At 41.7% G+C, this 18,156-nt stretch carries 17 protein-coding genes; 10 read left to right on the top strand and 7 right to left on the bottom strand.

All coding sequences use genetic code 11. The annotated features are described in order from the left end of the window. Positions 1-168: 168 nt before the first annotated feature. Both dcd and F7734_RS42845 read right to left on the bottom strand, forming a co-directional pair. Entirely contained in the window at positions 169-753 is a 585-nt protein-coding gene (gene dcd, locus F7734_RS42850) for a dCTP deaminase (RefSeq protein WP_155750471.1), read from the bottom strand. Positions 754-858: 105 nt separating this feature from the next. After that, positions 859-1,395, bottom strand: coding sequence for a P-loop NTPase family protein (locus F7734_RS42845; RefSeq protein WP_155750470.1), 537 nt, complete (start codon positions 1,393-1,395; stop codon positions 859-861). Between the two features lie 359 nt (positions 1,396-1,754). Between F7734_RS42845 and F7734_RS42840 the strand changes: the two genes are divergently transcribed. The 6 genes from F7734_RS42840 (at position 1,755) to F7734_RS42815 (ending at position 6,738) form a co-directional block, all read left to right on the top strand. Beyond that, entirely contained in the window at positions 1,755-2,312 is a 558-nt protein-coding gene (locus tag F7734_RS42840) for a nucleoside monophosphate kinase (RefSeq protein WP_166482501.1), read from the top strand. A gap of 193 nt (positions 2,313-2,505) precedes the next feature. Further along, a complete protein-coding gene (gene rph / locus F7734_RS42835) occupies positions 2,506-3,255 on the top strand; it encodes a ribonuclease PH (RefSeq protein WP_155750469.1) in 750 nt (249 codons plus the stop codon). A 387-nt stretch (positions 3,256-3,642) separates the two neighbouring features. Then, entirely contained in the window at positions 3,643-4,368 is a 726-nt protein-coding gene (pgl, locus tag F7734_RS42830) for a 6-phosphogluconolactonase (RefSeq protein WP_155750468.1), read from the top strand. A gap of 203 nt (positions 4,369-4,571) precedes the next feature. Further along, the gene (locus F7734_RS42825) at positions 4,572-5,513 is read left to right on the top strand and encodes an FHA domain-containing protein (RefSeq protein WP_155750467.1); all 942 of its coding nucleotides are present in this window, start codon (positions 4,572-4,574) and stop codon (positions 5,511-5,513) included. Positions 5,514-5,547: 34 nt separating this feature from the next. Then, positions 5,548-5,853 carry an FHA domain-containing protein gene (locus F7734_RS42820; protein ID WP_017741854.1) on the top strand — a complete coding sequence of 102 codons (306 nt, stop codon included), beginning with the start codon at positions 5,548-5,550 and terminating at the stop codon, positions 5,851-5,853. A 141-nt stretch (positions 5,854-5,994) separates the two neighbouring features. Then, a complete protein-coding gene (locus F7734_RS42815) occupies positions 5,995-6,738 on the top strand; it encodes a M50 family metallopeptidase (protein WP_155750466.1) in 744 nt (247 codons plus the stop codon). A gap of 305 nt (positions 6,739-7,043) precedes the next feature. Here F7734_RS42815 and F7734_RS42810 read toward each other — a convergent pair whose 3' ends face one another. The 4 genes from F7734_RS42810 to F7734_RS42795 are packed head-to-tail and all read right to left on the bottom strand — an operon-like array spanning position 7,044 to position 8,821. After that, positions 7,044-8,060: a 2-hydroxyacid dehydrogenase gene (locus tag F7734_RS42810; RefSeq protein ID WP_155750465.1), complete on the bottom strand. Its 1,017-nt coding sequence runs from the start codon at positions 8,058-8,060 to the stop codon at positions 7,044-7,046. Between the two features lie 32 nt (positions 8,061-8,092). Then, positions 8,093-8,248, bottom strand: coding sequence for a hypothetical protein (locus F7734_RS42805; RefSeq protein ID WP_155750464.1), 156 nt, complete (start codon positions 8,246-8,248; stop codon positions 8,093-8,095). Next, positions 8,245-8,604 carry a hypothetical protein gene (locus F7734_RS42800; RefSeq protein ID WP_155750463.1) on the bottom strand — a complete coding sequence of 120 codons (360 nt, stop codon included), beginning with the start codon at positions 8,602-8,604 and terminating at the stop codon, positions 8,245-8,247. The genes F7734_RS42805 and F7734_RS42800 overlap by 4 nt, the downstream gene beginning before the upstream one ends. Position 8,605: 1 nt before the next feature. Next, a complete protein-coding gene (locus F7734_RS42795; RefSeq protein ID WP_155750462.1) occupies positions 8,606-8,821 on the bottom strand; it encodes a hypothetical protein in 216 nt (71 codons plus the stop codon). A gap of 435 nt (positions 8,822-9,256) precedes the next feature. Between F7734_RS42795 and F7734_RS42790 the strand changes: the two genes are divergently transcribed. From F7734_RS42790 to F7734_RS42775, 4 genes are all read left to right on the top strand, one after another. Then, positions 9,257-9,970 carry a hypothetical protein gene (locus F7734_RS42790; RefSeq protein ID WP_155750461.1) on the top strand — a complete coding sequence of 238 codons (714 nt, stop codon included), beginning with the start codon at positions 9,257-9,259 and terminating at the stop codon, positions 9,968-9,970. 3 nt (positions 9,971-9,973) lie between these two features. Next, on the top strand, positions 9,974-13,288 hold the full coding sequence (locus tag F7734_RS42785; protein ID WP_155750460.1) for a hypothetical protein: 3,315 nt from the start codon (positions 9,974-9,976) through the stop codon (positions 13,286-13,288). Between the two features lie 511 nt (positions 13,289-13,799). After that, a complete protein-coding gene (locus tag F7734_RS42780) occupies positions 13,800-14,093 on the top strand; it encodes a hypothetical protein (protein WP_155750459.1) in 294 nt (97 codons plus the stop codon). After that, positions 14,090-14,464 carry a type II toxin-antitoxin system PemK/MazF family toxin gene (locus tag F7734_RS42775; RefSeq protein WP_155750458.1) on the top strand — a complete coding sequence of 125 codons (375 nt, stop codon included), beginning with the start codon at positions 14,090-14,092 and terminating at the stop codon, positions 14,462-14,464. The genes F7734_RS42780 and F7734_RS42775 overlap by 4 nt, the downstream gene beginning before the upstream one ends. 301 nt (positions 14,465-14,765) lie before the next feature. Here the strand turns inward: F7734_RS42775 and F7734_RS42770 are convergent, their stop codons facing one another. Further along, positions 14,766-17,969 (bottom strand): plasmid replication protein, CyRepA1 family, encoded by a 3,204-nt coding sequence (locus tag F7734_RS42770; RefSeq protein ID WP_155750457.1) that lies wholly within the window; start codon positions 17,967-17,969, stop codon positions 14,766-14,768. Between the last annotated feature and the right edge of the window lie 187 nt (positions 17,970-18,156).

Raw genomic sequence — 18,156 nt, 5'->3', positions numbered from 1 at the left:
AGCAAATTTGTTGGAACTACCTTAGCATTTTAAAACTCAAAAACTTACACACTACACTTCAATTACTATGTCAGGGGTTACAAAGTTACTTTACGCATTGATAATCATACCCTTTTCATCTCTAATTGCGATACTGATAGCTGCTTGTTTGCCAGGATTGACTCAAAGTTAGAGTTTAGCAAGAGTAACCATAGCTTCTTGATTTTGGTATTTTCCGTTACGATCTGCATATGAAGTACCACAAGGGTCTCCTTCAAAGAAGAGTAGCTGCACAACCCCTTCATTGGCATAAATGCGACAGTCTGCACTAGAAGCGTTACTGAATTCCAGAGTAATGTATCCTTCCCAACCAGCTTCAATAGGAGTTATGTTAGCAATAATACCACATCTTGCTAGGGTAGATTTTCCTACACAAATGGCTGTCACATTCTTAGGCATTGAGACTTTTTCACGGCTCACTCCAAGGCCGTAGGCGTTTGCTGGTATAACAAAGTACTTTGAACCATCTTCATCTTCTTGAAGAGCGGCTGTTTCTAAATTTTTAGGATTGAAGCGTTTGGGGTCTACTATCGTACCTGGAATATGGCGAAACACACGAAAATCTAATTCACTTAAGGACAAGTCATAACCATAAGAGCTAAGACCAAAACTTATGACTTTTCGATTATCAAGTTGTCGAATCAAAGACTTTTCAAAAGGAACAATCATTCCCTTTTCTGCCTGCTCAATAATCCATTTATCATTCTTAATCATTGTTCCAATCTTGTAATTAATACACCGAAATACTAGGATAGCTTAACGCGAACCCTTCGTGTTTGTGTTTGCATCTGCTATGGCTACTTAGCTTGTACTCACTTTCTATGGCTGATGACTTCGCCGAACCTCCGTAATCTGATCTGCAATATCCAGAACAGACTGAGGCATTTCTGGCCCTGTCAAAATAATATCAATGTGCGACGGACGATTCGCTAAAAATGCCAAAACTTCTGTTTCTGGAATTAAGCCAAAGTGAATGGCTAAGCTAAGTTCATCCAATACAACGAGAGAATACTTATCCTCGAAGACAACTTTTTGCGTGTGTTGCCACAACTTTTGTAAAGATTGCGCTTCAGTTTCATCCACCTGTGGTGTATCAATGCACCGAGGTAAATCGCAACGTATCCAGTCTAATTTTTGCCCCAAGCGCATTGGGCGATCGTGTCCTTGATGAATACCACCCTTAAGAAATTGTACAACTAATACTGGTGTACCCTGACCTGCTATTCTCAGTGCTTGAGCCATAACACTGGTAAAAAAGCTACGGTGAGCACTTGTAAAAACTTGTATTAGCCCTTTCATGGAATACGGCAAGTCAAGGGTTGAACTTTCGCTGGATGTTTCTAGCTGAGCAATCATAATTTTGTATTAAAATACACAAAAAATAAAGTGATTTTACTGTGGTCGTTTTTGGCAAGTCTACTTGTATAATTTAGCTGTTTTTTTACAATACGTAATGTTTATAGCGAGTTGCATTCCTAGTCAACCACTAGGTTTGCGCTTTCGTCAAGAGTGACCGATCTTGAACCTCTTGCCTTTTTTTAGGAAGAAGCTGTAAAAAATAAAACGTAGAACTAGAAAAGCAAGTTAATTCAGTAAGGGGCATTGCTGTAATTTTTGGAAAATCTTTGAATTCCAGAGATATGCTATTTGCTGTCTGGAGTGAGGGTACAGATAATAAAGGTTATAAATATAACATAGAAAAGGAGCTAACAGTTGTGAGATTAGTTATATTAGGAGGATCGGGCTCGGGAAAAAGTACTCAAGCACACAGGCTGAGTAAATATTTTGAGGTTCCTTTAGTCTCTGTAGGCGAGATTTTGCGCTCTGCGATCGCCAACCAAACAAATTTAGGTCGTTTCGCTCAACCATATGTTGACACGGGGGAGCTTGTTCCAGATGAAATCATGATTGAATTTATAAGTGAGCGACTGACAAAACCTGATGTAGCCTGTGGTTGGGTGTTGGAAGGTTACCCCCGTACAGCGTTTCAAGCAGAAGAACTGGATTTTTTACTGGACAGTTTGGGGCAAAAATTAGACTGGGCGATTTATCTCCAAGTGCCGCAGGCGGTTATGGTAACTCGTTCAGTAGGACGTTCTCTTTCAGATGATTTACCAGAAATTGTACAGCGCCGTGTGGAGTTGTTCTACGATCGCACCGTTCCCATCTTGGAATACTACGATCGCCGACGTCGATTGTTAACCATTAACGGCGATCAGTTACCAGAGATGGTACAGCACAACATAGTTTCTCTCCTGTGTCAAACTTCGTGAACTACCTTGTCAATAGTCATTTGTCAATAGTCATTTGTCATTAGCAATTAGCAATTAGCAATTAGCCATTAGCAATTAGCCATTAGCAATTAGCAATTAGCCATTAGCAATTAGTCATCTTTAGAAATACTTAAAGGATGACATTGAAATTTGAGTAGGCTGTATTGTATATAAAAATTTCGAGGCAATCCCAATGGCTTGGCAGCGTCCAGACGGTCGGCAACCCCACCAACTACGTCCTATTAGCTTCCAGCAAGGTTTTACCCGTTATGCATCTGGCTCCGTGCTGACAAAATTTGGGGAAACTCACGTACTTTGCACTGTCAGCGTTACTAAAGGAGTTCCAAGATTTCTGGAAGGCACAGGTAAAGGTTGGTTGACTGCTGAGTATCGAATGCTACCTTCTGCAACTCATCAGCGACAAGAACGGGAATTTATGAAATTGTCTGGAAGGACACAAGAAATCCAACGATTGATTGGACGTAGCTTGCGAGCTGCCTTGGATTTAGAAGCGCTAGGAGAACGAACGCTAACAGTAGATGCAGACGTTTTGCAAGCGGACGCAGGCACAAGAACAACAGCCATCACAGGGGGATTTGTTGCTCTAGCAAATGCAATTTCCAAGTTATTAGAGCAGGGAGTTATAGAGCGATCGCCGTTGATCGGACAGGTAGCAGCAGTATCAGTAGGATTACTTGAAGAAGAACCATTTTTAGATTTAGATTATACAGAAGATGTAGCGGCGGGAGTCGATTTCAACGTAGTGATGAATCAAAACTTAGGAATCATTGAAATCCAAGGAACAGCCGAAGAGGGTTGTTTTAGTCGCCAGCAACTTGGGGAACTTCTAAATTTTGCCGAAAAAGGAATTCAACAATTGTTAATTTTGCAACAGCAAGCAATTGTTGATTGGAAGGAGATCTATCAAGGGGGTAGGGGGTAGGGAGTAGGGAGTAAACTCCTAGTACACAATTAACTAGACAAAATTGGAAATTATACTGTGAACGCCTAAGAACTGTTCTTTTTCAGAATGGGTTCACAGCATTTGTAGGGGCGCATTGCAATGCGCCCCTACGACTGTTGATAATTGTTGGAAAGTCTAGTTCTAAACCGTTTTCGGTATATCTGACATCTGGCATTTTTTTGGTTTTCTTGTTTAGAGAGTAGGGAGACAAGGGAGAAGTATTAATAACCAATCCCTAACCCCTAACCTCTACCCCCTACCCCCTACCCACTACCCGATGATGTTAAAAGTTTCAAAAGGGAGAAAGGGAAATTGTCAAAATTTCGCTATTGTAATGCTGGAAGTCGCTAGTGTTATGAGAGAGCGATGAGTAAAAAAGTTGAAGTTCTAACGGATCGAGCTGCCTTAGTTTCGCAAGCGCTAGAATTGATAATATCCAAGATGGAAACTGCCATTGCAGAGCGGGGACGATTTACTATTACCCTAGCTGGAGGTAGTACACCCAAACCATTGTATGAGGCAATTGCGTCACGAAACCTGCCTTGGGATAAAATTCATGTGTTTTGGGGAGATGAACGTTACGTTCCGCCCGATCATCCAGATAGCAATCAACTCATGGCACGTAATGCCTGGTTAGATCGCGTCGAGATTCCAGCGGCTAACATTCACCCCATGCCAACAAATGAAGCCGATCCCGTAGTGGCAGCTGACTTGTACGAAAAACATCTGCAAGAATTTTTTCACTCTTCACCCGGAGAGTTTCCTTCTTTGGATGTGATTTTATTGGGAATGGGAGATGATGCACACACTGCTTCTTTGTTTCCCCATACGGCAGCATTAAAAGTAACGGATAAGCTGATTACCGTAGGCAACAAAGACGATAACCCACGTCTCACTTTTACATACCCCTTCATTAACGCTGCTCGTTGCGTTATGTTTTTAGCTACTGGTGCTAATAAAAAACCAGCCCTGGCTCAAGTCTTTGCACCGACTGCAGATGACTTCGCTTATCCAACCCGCCTAATTCAACCTAAAGGAGAACTTGTGTGGTTGTTAGATGCAGCCGCAGGTAGTGACCTTAACAAAGGATAAAGTATAAAGGATGAAGGATAAAGGATGAAGAATGAGGAATAAAGAATGAAGGATAAAATTTTATACTTTATACTTCATACTTCATACTTTATACGCTGACTGAATACTTTAAGAAGGCACTTGTTAAAATTGGAAGCTAGAGTAGCCCCTCTGCTTGTCGGCACTATATTTTACCATTGAACTTCAACGAAAGGCTTAACTCCATGATCGTCTGCCCAAATTGCAATCACCCAAACCCAGACGGCGCTGTCCAGTGTGAAGCTTGCTACACCCCTTTACCAGCCACCACTAACTGTCCCAACTGTGGGGCAACCGTGCAGGCAGACGCGTCTTTCTGCGGTCAATGTGGCTATAACCTGCGAGCAGCCGCCGCTCCTGCTGCCACTGCTCCCACCGCCGTTGCAGTTACCATCGCTCCTGACATTTCACAGCCGCCCCCATTGGTTGTACCCGATCCGCTAGTACAGCCACAACCCGTAGCTGTGAATGGTTATGCCAACAATAATGTTCCTAACTCTTCACCTTTACCACCAACAGCTGTTTCGGTTCCCAATCCAGAATTTACAGAAGCCCAGAACAGCGAGCCACCAACTATTGCTGCACCACCACCTCCACCTGCGATCCCAGAGCCAGTTGCAGCACCAGAACCGGAGCCAATTACTGCTGCAGCGCAACCAGTACCGCCTCCACCAGTGGCAGCACCACCTGCACCTTCTGTAACGCCACCCCCTTCAGTAGCAGCACCAATACCTACGCCCGCGCCACCACCCTCCACCCCATCCGCTGTACCACCTACTTCAAGGACTCAATTACAGCAAGTTACCGCACGCCTCATCCACGTCCAAAGCGATAGGGATGTTGAGTTACCGCTCAATCTCTCTGTTGTACACATTGGCAAGCCCAACGATCGCATTCCACCGGATATAGATGTCTCTGGATTTCCAAATTCTGAGATTGTCTCGCGAATTCATGCTGATATTCGGATTGAGGGAGATGCTTATTATATAGAAGATGTCGGCAGTTCCAACGGCACTTACGTGAATAACTTGCCCCTATTACCTGGGAACCGTCACCGCTTGCGACCTGGCGATCGCATTAGTTTAGGTAAGGGAGATTTAGTCACATTCCTGTTCCAAATCTCTTAGCCAATTCTATTCCTGATATGACACGTGTGTTTGCGTGATTAAACTCATCCTGTTACATTCATTGCAATCTCTCCCGGCTCAAAGTTGGACTTTTGAAGATGAACCCATCATCCGCATCGGACGGGCGACGGATAATCATGTTGTTCTCTACAGTGCCGTGGTTTCCCGCCATCACGTTGAGGTAAGACGGGTTGATAAGGGCTGGGAAATTGTCAGCGTAGGTGCAAATGGAACTTACGTGGATGGAGAACGCATTCACCAAGTAGCGGTTAGCGATGGAGTCATCTTTCGCCTTGCTCGTTCCGGTCCTCAAATCCAAATCCGCCTTAATAATTCGTAATTTAATTATGAATTATGAATTATGAATTATGAATTGTGGTAGTGCGAGTTGGTAGTGCGGTTAAGCACAAACAACAGTTAGGATGGATGTGCAACCGCGACCAAATGCATTATTTGGTTCTACGATTAGGAAGACGAACCCATGAGCAACTTTGGGAAAGATTTTGAACCCCTGCTTGCCAAAGAAGCCCCACAAGCAATTGACCGTATGGGATTTACTTGGTTAATTGCAGCTGCTGCAGCCACTATTGTGCTGTGGCAGATTCCTGGAGGAGATTACGTTTTATATCCATTTTCTATCTTGGCAACTTGGTTTCACGAAATGGGTCACGGTATAATGGCGCTTCTCTTAGGAGGAAATTTCCAGCAGTTACAGGTTTTTGCTGATAGCTCTGGTGTCGCTTTTCACAGTGGAGCGTTATACTTAGGACCCATTGGTCGCGCTTTGGTTGCAGCCGCAGGACCGATGGGACCCCCAGTCGCAGGTGCAGCCCTAATTCTCGCTTCCCGCAGTTTTAAAACTGCAAATCTCAGTCTAAAGATTTTAGGAGGTTTTTTACTCCTCTCAACAGCTATATGGGTGCGATCGCTGTTCGGAATTGTAGCAATTCCCCTTTTAGGTTTAATTATCCTTGGTATTGCCCTGAAAGCTCCTCATTGGGTACAAGGGTTTGTCATTCAATTTCTTGGCGTACAAGCTTGTGTCAGTACTTACCATCAACTTAATTATTTGTTCAGTGCTGCGGCAGGTCCTGGTTTGCTTTCTGATTCAGCACAAATACAACAGCAGTTGCTTCTACCCTATTGGTTTTGGGGCGCTTTGATGGCGATCGCATCTCTAGTTATTTTGGTACAAAGTCTTCGTGTAGCGTATCGTTCAAGGTAAATAATTAATACCCCTTTGTAGGTTGGGTTGAGGAACGAAACCCAACATATAGCAATCCTATTTGAGATCTAAACAAGGGGGACATGGGAGACAAGGAAGACAAGGAGGACAAGGAAGAGGTGTTTATAACTCCTACACGGACTGCTATTGATCGAATTGTTGGGTTTCCTGACACCTAACATCGAATCCAATTGTTGGGTTTCGCTATCGCTCAACCCAACCTACAGGGTCTTAATAAACACATATATCGCCACGAATCATGTAGAGACGTTACACATAACGTCCCTAGAGTAAAAAACCGCTATCTAAACCTTAGCTGCAACTTTTTGTTGAGCAGCTATTTCATTTTGACAGGGCCGACCTTGCTCAAAGTCTGTCATATTAGCTATAGTGGTCTCCGAAATATTACGTATTGCCTCTTCTGTAAAGAAAGCTTGATGTCCGGTAATCAGGACGTTTGGAAAGGTTATTAAGCGTTGAAAAACATCATCCTGAATAATTTCATCAGACAAATCCTCAAAAAACAAGTCCGATTCCTGCTCGTAGACATCAATACCAAGATATTTAATTTTACCAGACTTTAATCCTTCGATCGCTGCTGTCGTATCAATCAAAGCTCCCCTGCTCGTGTTGATAAGCATTATCCCTGGCTTCATCTGTTGTATTGATTGGATATTAATCAGATGATGGGTTTGAGGTGTCAAAGGGCAGTGCAAGGTAATAATATCAGAATTAGCAAATAACTCTGATAGTTCTACATATTTAGCTCCTAATTTTTCAACTTCTGGATTGTGGTAAACATCATAAGCAAGAAGGTGACAGCCAAACCCTTTCATAATTTGTCCCACAATTTGACCTATTTTTCCAGTACCAATAATTCCTACCGTCCGCCCGTTCAGGTCAAATCCCAAAAGCCCTTCAATGGAGAAATTTCCTTCCCTAACACGGCTATAAGCACGATGAATCTTGCGATTGAGGCTTAATATCAAGCCAACGGTGTGTTCTGCTACTGCATAGGGCGAGTAGGCTGGAACGCGCACAACAGTCATACCTAACTCAGAGGCGGCTTTCAAGTCCACGTTATTAAAACCCGCACAACGGAGTGCAATCAGACGGGTTCCTTGTGAAGCAAGAAGTTCTAAGGTCAGGGCGTCAGCGCGATCGTGTACAAATACGCAAACAGCAGGAAATCCGGCGGCTAAGATTGCTGTATCGCGGTCAAGGCGTGGTTCAAAGAAAACCAATTCATGTTGATTTTGGGGATTTGCAGCTTCTAAAAACTGGCGATCGTAAGCTTTTGTACTGAAGACGGCTACTTTCATAAAAAACTTCAAGCTGTGTGCTGCGTTGGTTTTTAGTCATTTGTTATCGATAATGCTTTGTGTGGCTTCAAGAAACGGTTGAAAAAGTACAAGACGCCACTTTCAAGCGATCGCGCCACCTTTACCATCTCAACCAAGTGCAACGGCTTCTCAACTGCTGCTTTCTTGTAAGACTTGCTGAAACTCATTTACAGAAGTAATAGTCATCGCCCGCCTGAAGATTTTTCAGTGTAGAAACATCATTTATCAGGTTAGTTACATCCACAACTTGATTTGGCACTTCTCCAAACCTTGTGTCCAAGACTTCTATCACACTTTCTCGTGCATTGTCTACGATGCCTTCTTGTTTTCCATCTTCTTTTGCCAATCGCTCAATACTCGTTACGTATCTCATTCTCTTTCGCTCCTCGTAACTTCTTACTTCTTCTTGAAAACCACGTGCTAATTCTTGTGGTAACACCATCAGCCAGTCGATAAACCTGAATAATTGCTGAATATCTTCCCGGCTGTATCCCCGTTCAAACAGTCTTCTGACTAGACTCAATTTACAATGTAGCGGACTTTCTGGGTTTCGGTGCGTCGATGAGTGTTTTCAAATGTGCCATGACGACGACTGCAAAGGGATTTGTGGTTTCCTCTAAGGTTTGCCACTGCGCCTCGTAGTCCAAAAGTTTTGCTATGGGAAACTCTAAACTAACGCGACATCTCCCTAGTTGATAACCATAGCTCAAAGCTCGCCAATTTTTCTCTTCCTCTGCCAAAACGTTTTAGAATTGCTGGCAAGTGACAACAGCTTTTTAGTTCCAGATATTTTCTTTCCAAAAGTAGAAAATGTTCTATGGAAACGTGTGTTTTGCGATGATACAGGTGGCAACTCACCACAAACTCTGGCAGATTTGAATGCAGTTCCTCTAAAGGTGTATTTATCTCAGCCGTTGATCCCTCTGGCTCTAACATATTGTCTAGTATTTATGCTTACAGAGTGCTGAAAGTGCGATCTGCCAGTAAAGGAGCAAAGCTTACGTATGCTTTCTCATTTCAGCTGATTCATCTTATATACCAAGGAATCAGTAATATCTCACTTTATCATCTTAACTCTGGCAAGTAGTTATTAGCCCAAGCAGCAGGTCTTAGGTACAAGATGTTACACTTGAGAAAAATTATTGCTGTAATACAATTAACTAAGTAATTGAACAATGGACTCACATTTGAATCTAAGACTGCAACATTTAGACGATAACATTAAAAAAGACTTAGGGTTACTCAAAGAGTACGAAGATGCATTACGCTTAGAAGAGGAGCCGCGCCGTATAGCTAAATATACTAAGGCGCTTGAGCATCTGAAAGAATCATACAATCGCTATAAACAGGAGCATGACGAGTTACAAAAGCAGGTAACTGGTGAGTCAACAACACGTGTGCAGAATGTGGCTGCCCATTTGCAGCAGATGGACGACAAAATTAACTTGTTGTTGACTGGTCAAGGTGCAGTCTACGCTAACCTACAGCAACTGCGCCGAACACTGCTAGCTCGTTATCAGGAAGGCGAACAAAGAATGATTGCGGCGATCGCAGAGCAGTTAAATCAGACTCAGTTAATCACAATGGAAGCTGTGCTAGATGCAGTGGAAAGCGATCGAGTGTCAGAGGTGGAAATGCGCCAGCTACTAGAAGAAACTCAGAAAGCACTCTTTAGCTTGCAACAGCGTGGCATTGCCCTGTCTCCTAGTCAAGCAGAGGTAGCTGCTGAGGCAATCAAAGAACCTGGGCTAGATATAAAGCATAGACTGAAGGTAACATTACCGATAATTCCCACCTTAGTGGAGTACGAAAGTGAAGTAGAACTGGGAACTGGGATAAACCTAAGAACAGCATTGGAGCGTTTGGTAGCCAAAGCAAGAGGAAAGTAAGCTGTGAATCCAGATGAGCAACGTAAGCGTGATTTGGAAGATCACCTTCATAAGGATTTAAATTTGCTGAAGGAATTGGAAGATAATTTCCGCTACGCAGACTATCCAAAGGACAAACTCCGATTACAAAATGATATAGATGAACTGAACAAGCAAATAGCTGCTCGTAAGGCAGAACAAAACTCTCTCAACCTGGCAACTCAAATCCCTCTTAAGGATTTTATCACCCTGGATCAATACCTCGATTCTTCCAATCCACGTTATTGGCCTAAGCGCCGAGATATGGAGGCAAAAAGGCTCTACCAACCTAAAAATTACATAGAAGAGATTCAGAAAAATTTAGTTGCTCACAAGCGCTGCTTGTTAGTTGGTAAGTCTGCTTCAGGCAAAACGACTCTAGCTATAGCCTTTGGTTTGTGGTGGCGTGATGAGCAACAGAATCAGAATCAACATCCTGAAGTTGGTATATTTTACCTAGATGCAGATACTTCTCGTGCTGAGCGTGATGAGACAGGCGAAGACTGGTATCAGCAAATCTGTGCCCATGACCATCAAAACGAGTTATTTATTATCGATAACTGCCATCTTGGTTCAGCAGCCGTTAGTGCTTTTTGCGATCGGTGGGAACGACAACCGCCAAAACAAGCTCTGGTGTTACTTATTTCTGCTCCCAAGGTATCAGAATCAGACTGGGACGATGAGCCAGAAGATTACTTCTACAGCTTTAAGCAAATTAGGGCGATTTTGGAAGTGCAGCCTAAGCAAATTTACAAAGGCGTAATCCAAGCGTACAGTTATGCCTATTGCCTTATTAATCCAGAGCTTTTTGTGCCTGTTGAGCAAGATTTTGATAATCGTGAACGCACCAAACGACTAGAACAGCTATGCACCCACAATCTAGCAGCAACACGCAGTATTCTAGAAGCGTGGGGCAATTTGGGTGGTTGGCTCAGTGATGTTACAGAAGAACATGTTTTAAAAGGTTTAGAGCGTCGCTACCTTAGAGGAAAAAAAGTCAAAGCCTTAGTACCGATGTGTAGTTTGGCACAATTTGAAATTCCAGCGGACGATTGTTTTGTTTGCGATCGGTTGCCAGAAGAAAGCGTTAAAGAACTACAGGATGAAAATTGGATTGTTGCTAAGGATTCATCATCCTATGGTGTTTGTCACAGGCTTACTTTCCACCCTAAAGTGGCTGCTCAGATATTCCGAGCTTATGTTATGCGTAGACGCGGCAATGGTTATAAAGACTATGTTGAGGACGAGATATTTTTTCAGTTAAAAGCTTACTTATCAACTCGTCCAGTTAATTTCATACAGGTTTACCATCGGCTTTACCGTAACGGTGCTGTAGAGTTACAGCATCGTCTGCTGCGTGACACCGAATTACAAACTCATGCAGCAGGTAATTTCGCTAAACGTTTATTGTACGATGTTATTTTTTATCTATATATCTTGTCTCGCATTGAGCCTAGCCGTAGTCAAACTCTGTTACGAAACTTAATTAACCATATAGGTGTGGAAGAATTCCGAAAGCAAATGCTTGCTTTGACAGGAAGGAGGTTAGCCTGGGTTATTTTCCGTTTGGCAAAGCTTAGTCTAGATTCTACAAGTCTCGTTTTTAGCGATGTTTCACCGGAAACTTTGGGTCAGAAATTGAATGGTCAGACTATGGCGTTGATCGGTAGGGTCTTGAATCTACTCAGAAAACTTGGCTATTCAAGGGCATTCCTGCAACAGATTATTCAAGTACTGACTCTAAATACTTTGGCACAAAAGGCAGAACAGGGAAGTTTGCAAACTTTAGCTCGGTTTCTTAATAATTTGATTTATATTGACCACGAACAGGCAAAGCTATTTGTCGAAAAGCTTTCACCGGAAACTTTTCGACAAAGATTGAGTCAGTCTATAAGCTCGATAGGAATGGTTTTCAATGTACTTAGAAAACTTGACAACAATCAAGTTTTACGTAAACGTTTAGCTGATGCTCTTGACATAACTGAACTGGCTATCAAGGCTCAAGATGCAAGCTTACAAAAACTCTTTTGGCTTGTGCGTCATTTAAAAGATATTTCGCCAAAACAGGCAGAACGTCTGTTGACACATATTACTCCCGCAGGACTAGCTAAGAAGTTGCGAGCAGAGCAGGCAACTGTCAAGAACCTTGACCATTTCTTGCAAGTTTCTAACTATTATTTTATCCAAGACTGCCTGCGGCAACTGAATGATGAAGAGATTGTTGCTATTTTTGAACGGTCAAAGCTTGGTAAAATTGGGTCTTTACTACAGTGGCGATTTCGTCAGTTTGAACAATTTTATTCTATGTTTGCCACTGCAAACTTAGGTGACAAGCTGCCAACGGCAGAAATAAAGGAAGTAAGCAAATTTATCACTCGGCTTCAAAGTATTCCCCAAGAAGGGAAAAGATTAGCTATCCAGGTATTGGAACTGCTAATAGATACAGACTTAACAGCTCGTGTGGCTAACACAGATGTAGAACAACTTGCGGTACTTCTTCTCAATGCTGATTTAGTTGAGCGAAGCTACTCATGGTTCTTAATCAGCACACTGGTTTCAAGTGGAGCAGTTGAGGAAGCAATTAAGCATAGTAGGATTCGGGGAATTCAATTGCTACTGCGTAATCTATCAGAAATAGCACCTGAATTCCTACCGAGTATCGGTGAGTCTTTGCAAAATTTGGATTTGACTAATCGGATTGCAAAAGCAGAAGTAAAAGATCTTCGCCACTTCTTGTGGAATGTACGACAATATGTAGGAGAAGAACTGGCAAAAACGTATTGTGAAATGGTGGATGCACAGCTTAGCTCAAAGCAGATGGCTAATGCCGATCTGAGTGAGTTAGCAGGCTTGCTGTGGAATTTAGTTCATATTAGCGGTATGGATAATTTGCAAACATTAAATCAGCCAGTTCTTTTAAAGCGGTTGGAGAATGAATGGGACACCTATCCTGGTCATTGTGCCTGGATTTTAGGTGTCTTGCTTGTAGTTCATCCTCAAATGGCACAAGCTCCGAGTTTTCTATCATTTAGCTTCAAATACATAGAGGGAAAGCTGGCAGAGTGGTTAACCAATCGCATTGATGAAGGTAATCCCTATATATTTGCCCTAACCGTAAAAGCTTTAAGAGCTAGAAACAAACATCAAGCCGTCAAGGTAGTTCAAAGGTCTCTTAGCAAGTCATTTGTGGCGAAGAAATGCTCTACGTTACTTCAAGAAGCGGTTGAGAAAGCTGAGACGCCACGTTCAAGAGAAGTCTTACAAGAAACTATCAGATTTGTACAACAATTAACTACGTGAAGCTAATGAAGAAATTATTGGTAATGCTTTACACACTTAATAAGTTATTCACTTAGTGATCCCAAAGTTCAGGTGGAAATAGCGATCGCACTCCATCCTATTTCGCTAATATTTTACCTGTTGTTTGTAATAGTTGCTTGAGTATGTATATCTTAGAGCAAATTGCTGCTAGCGAGTGGCGTCAAAGTGCCGGGTTATTAACTATTCTATGGGGTCAAATCGGAGTTAATGCTTTACCTTTCAAGAAACATACTCTATAAAGCTGATGTAGGAAACTGATACAGCAAGCTGATGTAGCAAGCTGATGTAAGAAACTGATACAGCAAGCTGATGTAGGAAACTGATACAGCAAGCTGAGAGGTCATTTATAAAGTAAATCTTAAATTGCCAAATGTATTGTGTAGAGCGTTCTTCTTAATGTTTACTTTATAAATCATCTCTAAGTTTCAGCTAAAGTGATATAATTTTAGCCAAGAAATGTTTCAATATTAAGCAAAGATGGTAACTTGAAATGGATTCAATAAAAGCAAAAATTGTCGAAAAACTAGAACACTTTCCAGAAACTACACTTCAGGAAGTTCTAGATTTTGTTGATTTTTTGGAGTACCGAAAGGTAAATAATCGAGAAACTTCTTTATCTACAGTTAGCAATGACTCACGAGAAAAATCTGATGTTGAATGGCTAGATAATGATTTATCTAATTTAGGTAGCTATGAATCTTATGATTGGCAACCAGGAGAACTAGAGGAGGGGTCACCTGTTAAATACATTCCAGGAGAGGGGGTAGTCATAGTTAGGGAATGACAACTACTTCTTTAGAATTTGGTGACATTGTTACAGCACGCTTTCCCGAACACAATCCCCAAGGTCGTGAACAACAAGGCTACCGACCCGCTATTGTGGTAGGTTTTCCAAATCGCATAGGAATACCCCGCTTCTCGTTGGTGATAGTAGTTCCAATGACTACAGATAAGGGACAGTTATGGGCATTATCTTCTCCCCATTTATATCCGCGTTTTCCAATAGGAGTGGCGCAGTTAAGAACACCATCTATTGCTTTGTTGGATCAGGTAAGGGTTATAGATGTTAACCGGATTGTTGCTTATCGCGGGAGCTTAACACCTGACCAATATGAGCCTATCTTAATTGGACTTCAACGCATTATTAGTCCTTAGTTGTTAAGTAAGTCAGCAAGAAAAAATCCAACTATGTAACGAAAAGTAAAATTTTGTATTTGTTTCATAGTAGCGCTGTCTTCGCACTCAGCGCTACTACAAATTAATTCTCTCCTCTGTGCTCTCTGCCTTCTCAGAGGTTAAAAAAAAATCAATTTCACAAATTGTGTAGGATTGTTATATACGCGATCGCACGCCAGATAAAGCTGTTGCGCTTTTAATTTGCTACAGGACAGGTGAGGACGCCCGTCCCAAATGAGTTATGTTGGCTCTCGGCTGTGCAAGTTAAAGAATTATTAGCTTATTTGTAACCTATTGCTGTAGGATTCATTGTCGCAGGATAGAGCCTTCTATCCAAAGACGTATTAGTCATTTCCTCTTTTACACCACTGAGATTTAACAACATCAACTCATCTCGCTGATGCCATACAGCAAATATTTTTTGCCTTTCATCATAGAGGGTTTCTAGATTGATTTGATAAGTATCGCGATCGCATGGCAGCGCCGCCGTACCCGGCTTATCGCTCCTCTTCAACTTCAAGCCCAACAAATTCAATAACCTCTCCAGTATTCTTATTGCTGAAACATTCTTTTTTCCCATCTCAATATTAATTCCCAGAGTTCTGCGAATGTGTTTGCTACATTGAAGTGAAATATTTTTCAGCAATATCAAATCGGCATCATTCTCGGTAAACTTTCGTTCTGGCTCTAGAAATTTCAGCATTCCTAAGGCTCTTAATGCTTCTATTTTCAAAGTGTAATTTTTTAAATCCGGTAAAAAGACTTTACCATCACCCCAAGATAACTGCTGATGGAACTCCTGCTTGTCTTTGAGATGGAAGTACTCGCTTTCATGAGTGAGGTAGTAGTGAGAAAGTAATTGACAGTAGTACCCTTTATCATCCCGTAGCTTTAATTCTGGAGTCACTTCAATACCATACCTTTGTTTGAGAACATACTTGCTAATTTTGTGACGTTCCTCATTAGTTAAGGAATGTTTAGCCAGAAGCTGCTCATATTCCAAGTCATCAATATCTTGTGCATTAGCTACAGCCGTTGCCAATGCCAATTGGTTCTGTTGCTTAATGTCTCTAATTTTACGGTCAATTTCTTGTGTATTTTTCCGACTTTGCGACCAATCTTTCTGTACTTTTACAATTTCTAAAATTAATCTTTTCCGAGTGGTTAGATCGCTGGGATCGGTTGCTAAAAAAGCAAAGCGTAAATCTCTAATAATATTCTTTTGCGTATCATTACTTCGTGTTGAAACTGGGTGTCCATCTACAATCAAACCTTCCTTCATTGATTGGCGGTAAAAGACGATTGAAGCATTCACTCTCGCAGCTAACTTTGACCAAGTACGTAAATGGATGGGATCGTAAACTAAAGGTAAATCTACATCTATCTTATGTAATGGACTTAACAAAGCTAAGTTTTCTTTTTGATTCTCCTGATACCAACAAGAAAGCGATCGATAATTTGTGCTACCACTTCCAATTAATCCAATTCCTCGCTTAGCACACCAAATAAAACGGGGTATATTATCGCGGACTCTTGCTAATGCTTGTCGTGCATCAAAATCAGGAACCACGCCTTGAAAAATACCGTATACCCTATCAAAATGCTGCACGTCAATACTAATTCCCGTACCCAAGCTAGGAGTGACAAAAATAGTATCATATGCAGTCACTTTTTGATTGATAGATGCTACAAAATCAACGGCTGCATGACCGGGTGTGTTAGTTGTATGGCTGCTAACAACTAGAGTATGGGGAAATTTTTGTTGCAATTTTGCCAAACGTTCTCTCAAGTAACGTTCAATTGTTTCACAACTATACCGCCCGGAACGACTATCAGTAGTTACATAACATTTATATCCTTTCATTAAATCTAATTCCAGTTGATGAATCAAAGGAGTTGGATTGGGAGAATCATAAAAAGTGGTATCCCAACCTTGCGGTGGTTTCCATTGATTAATTGCAATCCAAGGGACTACCTTAATTCCTGCCAATCCCTGTAAATATTCTAATGAAACATCTGATAAATCAGCATCTTGAGCTATAATTAAACCTCCCGTTTTTAATACAGTAGAAATTAACTCCTGAAATATTTTTAAAATTTTGACTCGTTTATCTTTACAAGTACTGCTATTAAGTAGATGCCATAACGATTGTTCGACTTCATCCAAAATAACGATCGCGCCATGCCATTCTTCAGGATTCAGTTTCCAAATAGAATCGACACACAATCCAAGAGAGTAGGGGGTAGGGGCGCAATGCCTTGCGCCCGTATAGGAATAGTGAGATGAAGAGATACCAGAAAATATCCCCTCCTTGTCCCCCTTGTCCCCCTTGTCCCCCTTGTCTCCTTTCCCCAATCCCCATTGAATACCAATTTTTTCACACAAAAATCTTCCAAGTTGAATTCTATGCGTAATTAATAAGACGGGTTGATTTTGACTTTTTGCTCGATTTACAACAGATTGGAGTGCTGTAGTTTTCCCCGTTCCTTTTGCTGACTTGACTCCCACTAATCCAGAAGCGGGAAAAGGTATTTCTCCCAAGTAAGGACGGTTGATAACGAGTGCAGCCGGAATAGTTAATTCTGTATGGGGCTTAGTATGAGCAAGATAGACTTCTAAATCAATGCTTTGGCGATAAATAGATTCAAAAGCACTAGCACCTTTGGCAACGATAAAATCATCTACACCTTTCTCCATTCCAGGAATTTCAACAACTTGAACGGGACAATTTTTTTGTTGAAATAAAAATCCTAGTTGAGAAATAGCATTATTTATAGCTACGATTTTCTTTGGTTGAGTTTCAAAATCAAAGCAAATATAAAATGTCCGCTTGGTGATGGTGAATGCGCCTAGATCGGGAATAAGTTGGCGACTGATGACTTTTCCAAATTGGTCTCTGACAACACGATAACCATTTGTAATTCCTGGAATACCTATCGCTGCATATCCTTGGGTTAACAGTGCTGCTGCTTTCTTGACCCCTTCACAAATCATCACGGGTACATTGCGTTCCATCACCCACGACCAAAAACCTTCTGCTTCACCATTAGCTTTAAGGTTGATATTATCCGGCATAGCAACGTTGTAACGTTGGGAAACTTGCTGCCAAACGTAAAGTGGGACTCGCAGACAAAAGACTCGTGTTGGCGTACTCGGAGGGTGCTCGTACTTGATAGACTTGCTATTTTCATTCATGCGGGGTTTGTTTGGTTTAAAGCATCCCCACTCCATAGCCTTCCAGTGATTCAATGGGTCGAGGCCCGAACACCACCAACCACCATATGTAACGTGTTCGTAACGCTGCAGCCACCCACTCTTAACCATTCCGGTATTTGTGCGAGGTAAATGTTCGGAAATTAGCAAATATTCATAAGCCGCGTTGCCTTGAAGCGATTTAAAATTTAGTTGAATAATGTCTAAGTTTATACCACTACCATTGACTAATTCTTCAAGGTGTTGGCTGTGTAAGTCGTGCGAGTACATTGGTCAGGTTGTAACGGAGGACAATGGACTTAAAACCTTAACACGCATCCTCTGATTTTTGTAGGTAGGAAATGTAAAGGTTGTGTGACACTTTTGTACTCAGGGCAGTAGAAGATACATCGGTTAATGATTAAGTAGTTCTTCTTGTCTTTCGTATAGATAAATTAATAATCCTGTATTGTAATAT

Source organism: Scytonema sp. UIC 10036 (assembly GCF_009725235.1).
This window is presented reverse-complemented; position numbering and strand designations above follow the sequence as displayed.

Bases quoted from the DNA above. Each gene is read 5' to 3' on its own strand.
- F7734_RS42815 (WP_155750466.1), top strand. From the start codon at position 5,995: ATGAGCAACTTTGGGAAAGATTTTGAACCCCTGCTTGCCAAAGAAGCC.
- F7734_RS42810 (WP_155750465.1), bottom strand. From the start codon at position 8,060: ATGAAAGTAGCCGTCTTCAGTACAAAAGCTTACGATCGCCAGTTTTTA.
- dcd (WP_155750471.1), bottom strand. From the start codon at position 753: ATGATTAAGAATGATAAATGGATTATTGAGCAGGCAGAAAAGGGAATG.
- pgl (WP_155750468.1), top strand. From the start codon at position 3,643: ATGAGTAAAAAAGTTGAAGTTCTAACGGATCGAGCTGCCTTAGTTTCG.
- F7734_RS42845 (WP_155750470.1), bottom strand. From the start codon at position 1,395: ATGATTGCTCAGCTAGAAACATCCAGCGAAAGTTCAACCCTTGACTTG.
- F7734_RS42805 (WP_155750464.1), bottom strand. From the start codon at position 8,248: ATGAGTTTCAGCAAGTCTTACAAGAAAGCAGCAGTTGAGAAGCCGTTG.
- F7734_RS42775 (WP_155750458.1), top strand. From the start codon at position 14,090: ATGACAACTACTTCTTTAGAATTTGGTGACATTGTTACAGCACGCTTT.
- F7734_RS42825 (WP_155750467.1), top strand. From the start codon at position 4,572: ATGATCGTCTGCCCAAATTGCAATCACCCAAACCCAGACGGCGCTGTC.
- F7734_RS42790 (WP_155750461.1), top strand. From the start codon at position 9,257: ATGGACTCACATTTGAATCTAAGACTGCAACATTTAGACGATAACATT.
- F7734_RS42780 (WP_155750459.1), top strand. From the start codon at position 13,800: ATGGATTCAATAAAAGCAAAAATTGTCGAAAAACTAGAACACTTTCCA.
- rph (WP_155750469.1), top strand. From the start codon at position 2,506: ATGGCTTGGCAGCGTCCAGACGGTCGGCAACCCCACCAACTACGTCCT.
- F7734_RS42770 (WP_155750457.1), bottom strand. From the start codon at position 17,969: ATGTACTCGCACGACTTACACAGCCAACACCTTGAAGAATTAGTCAAT.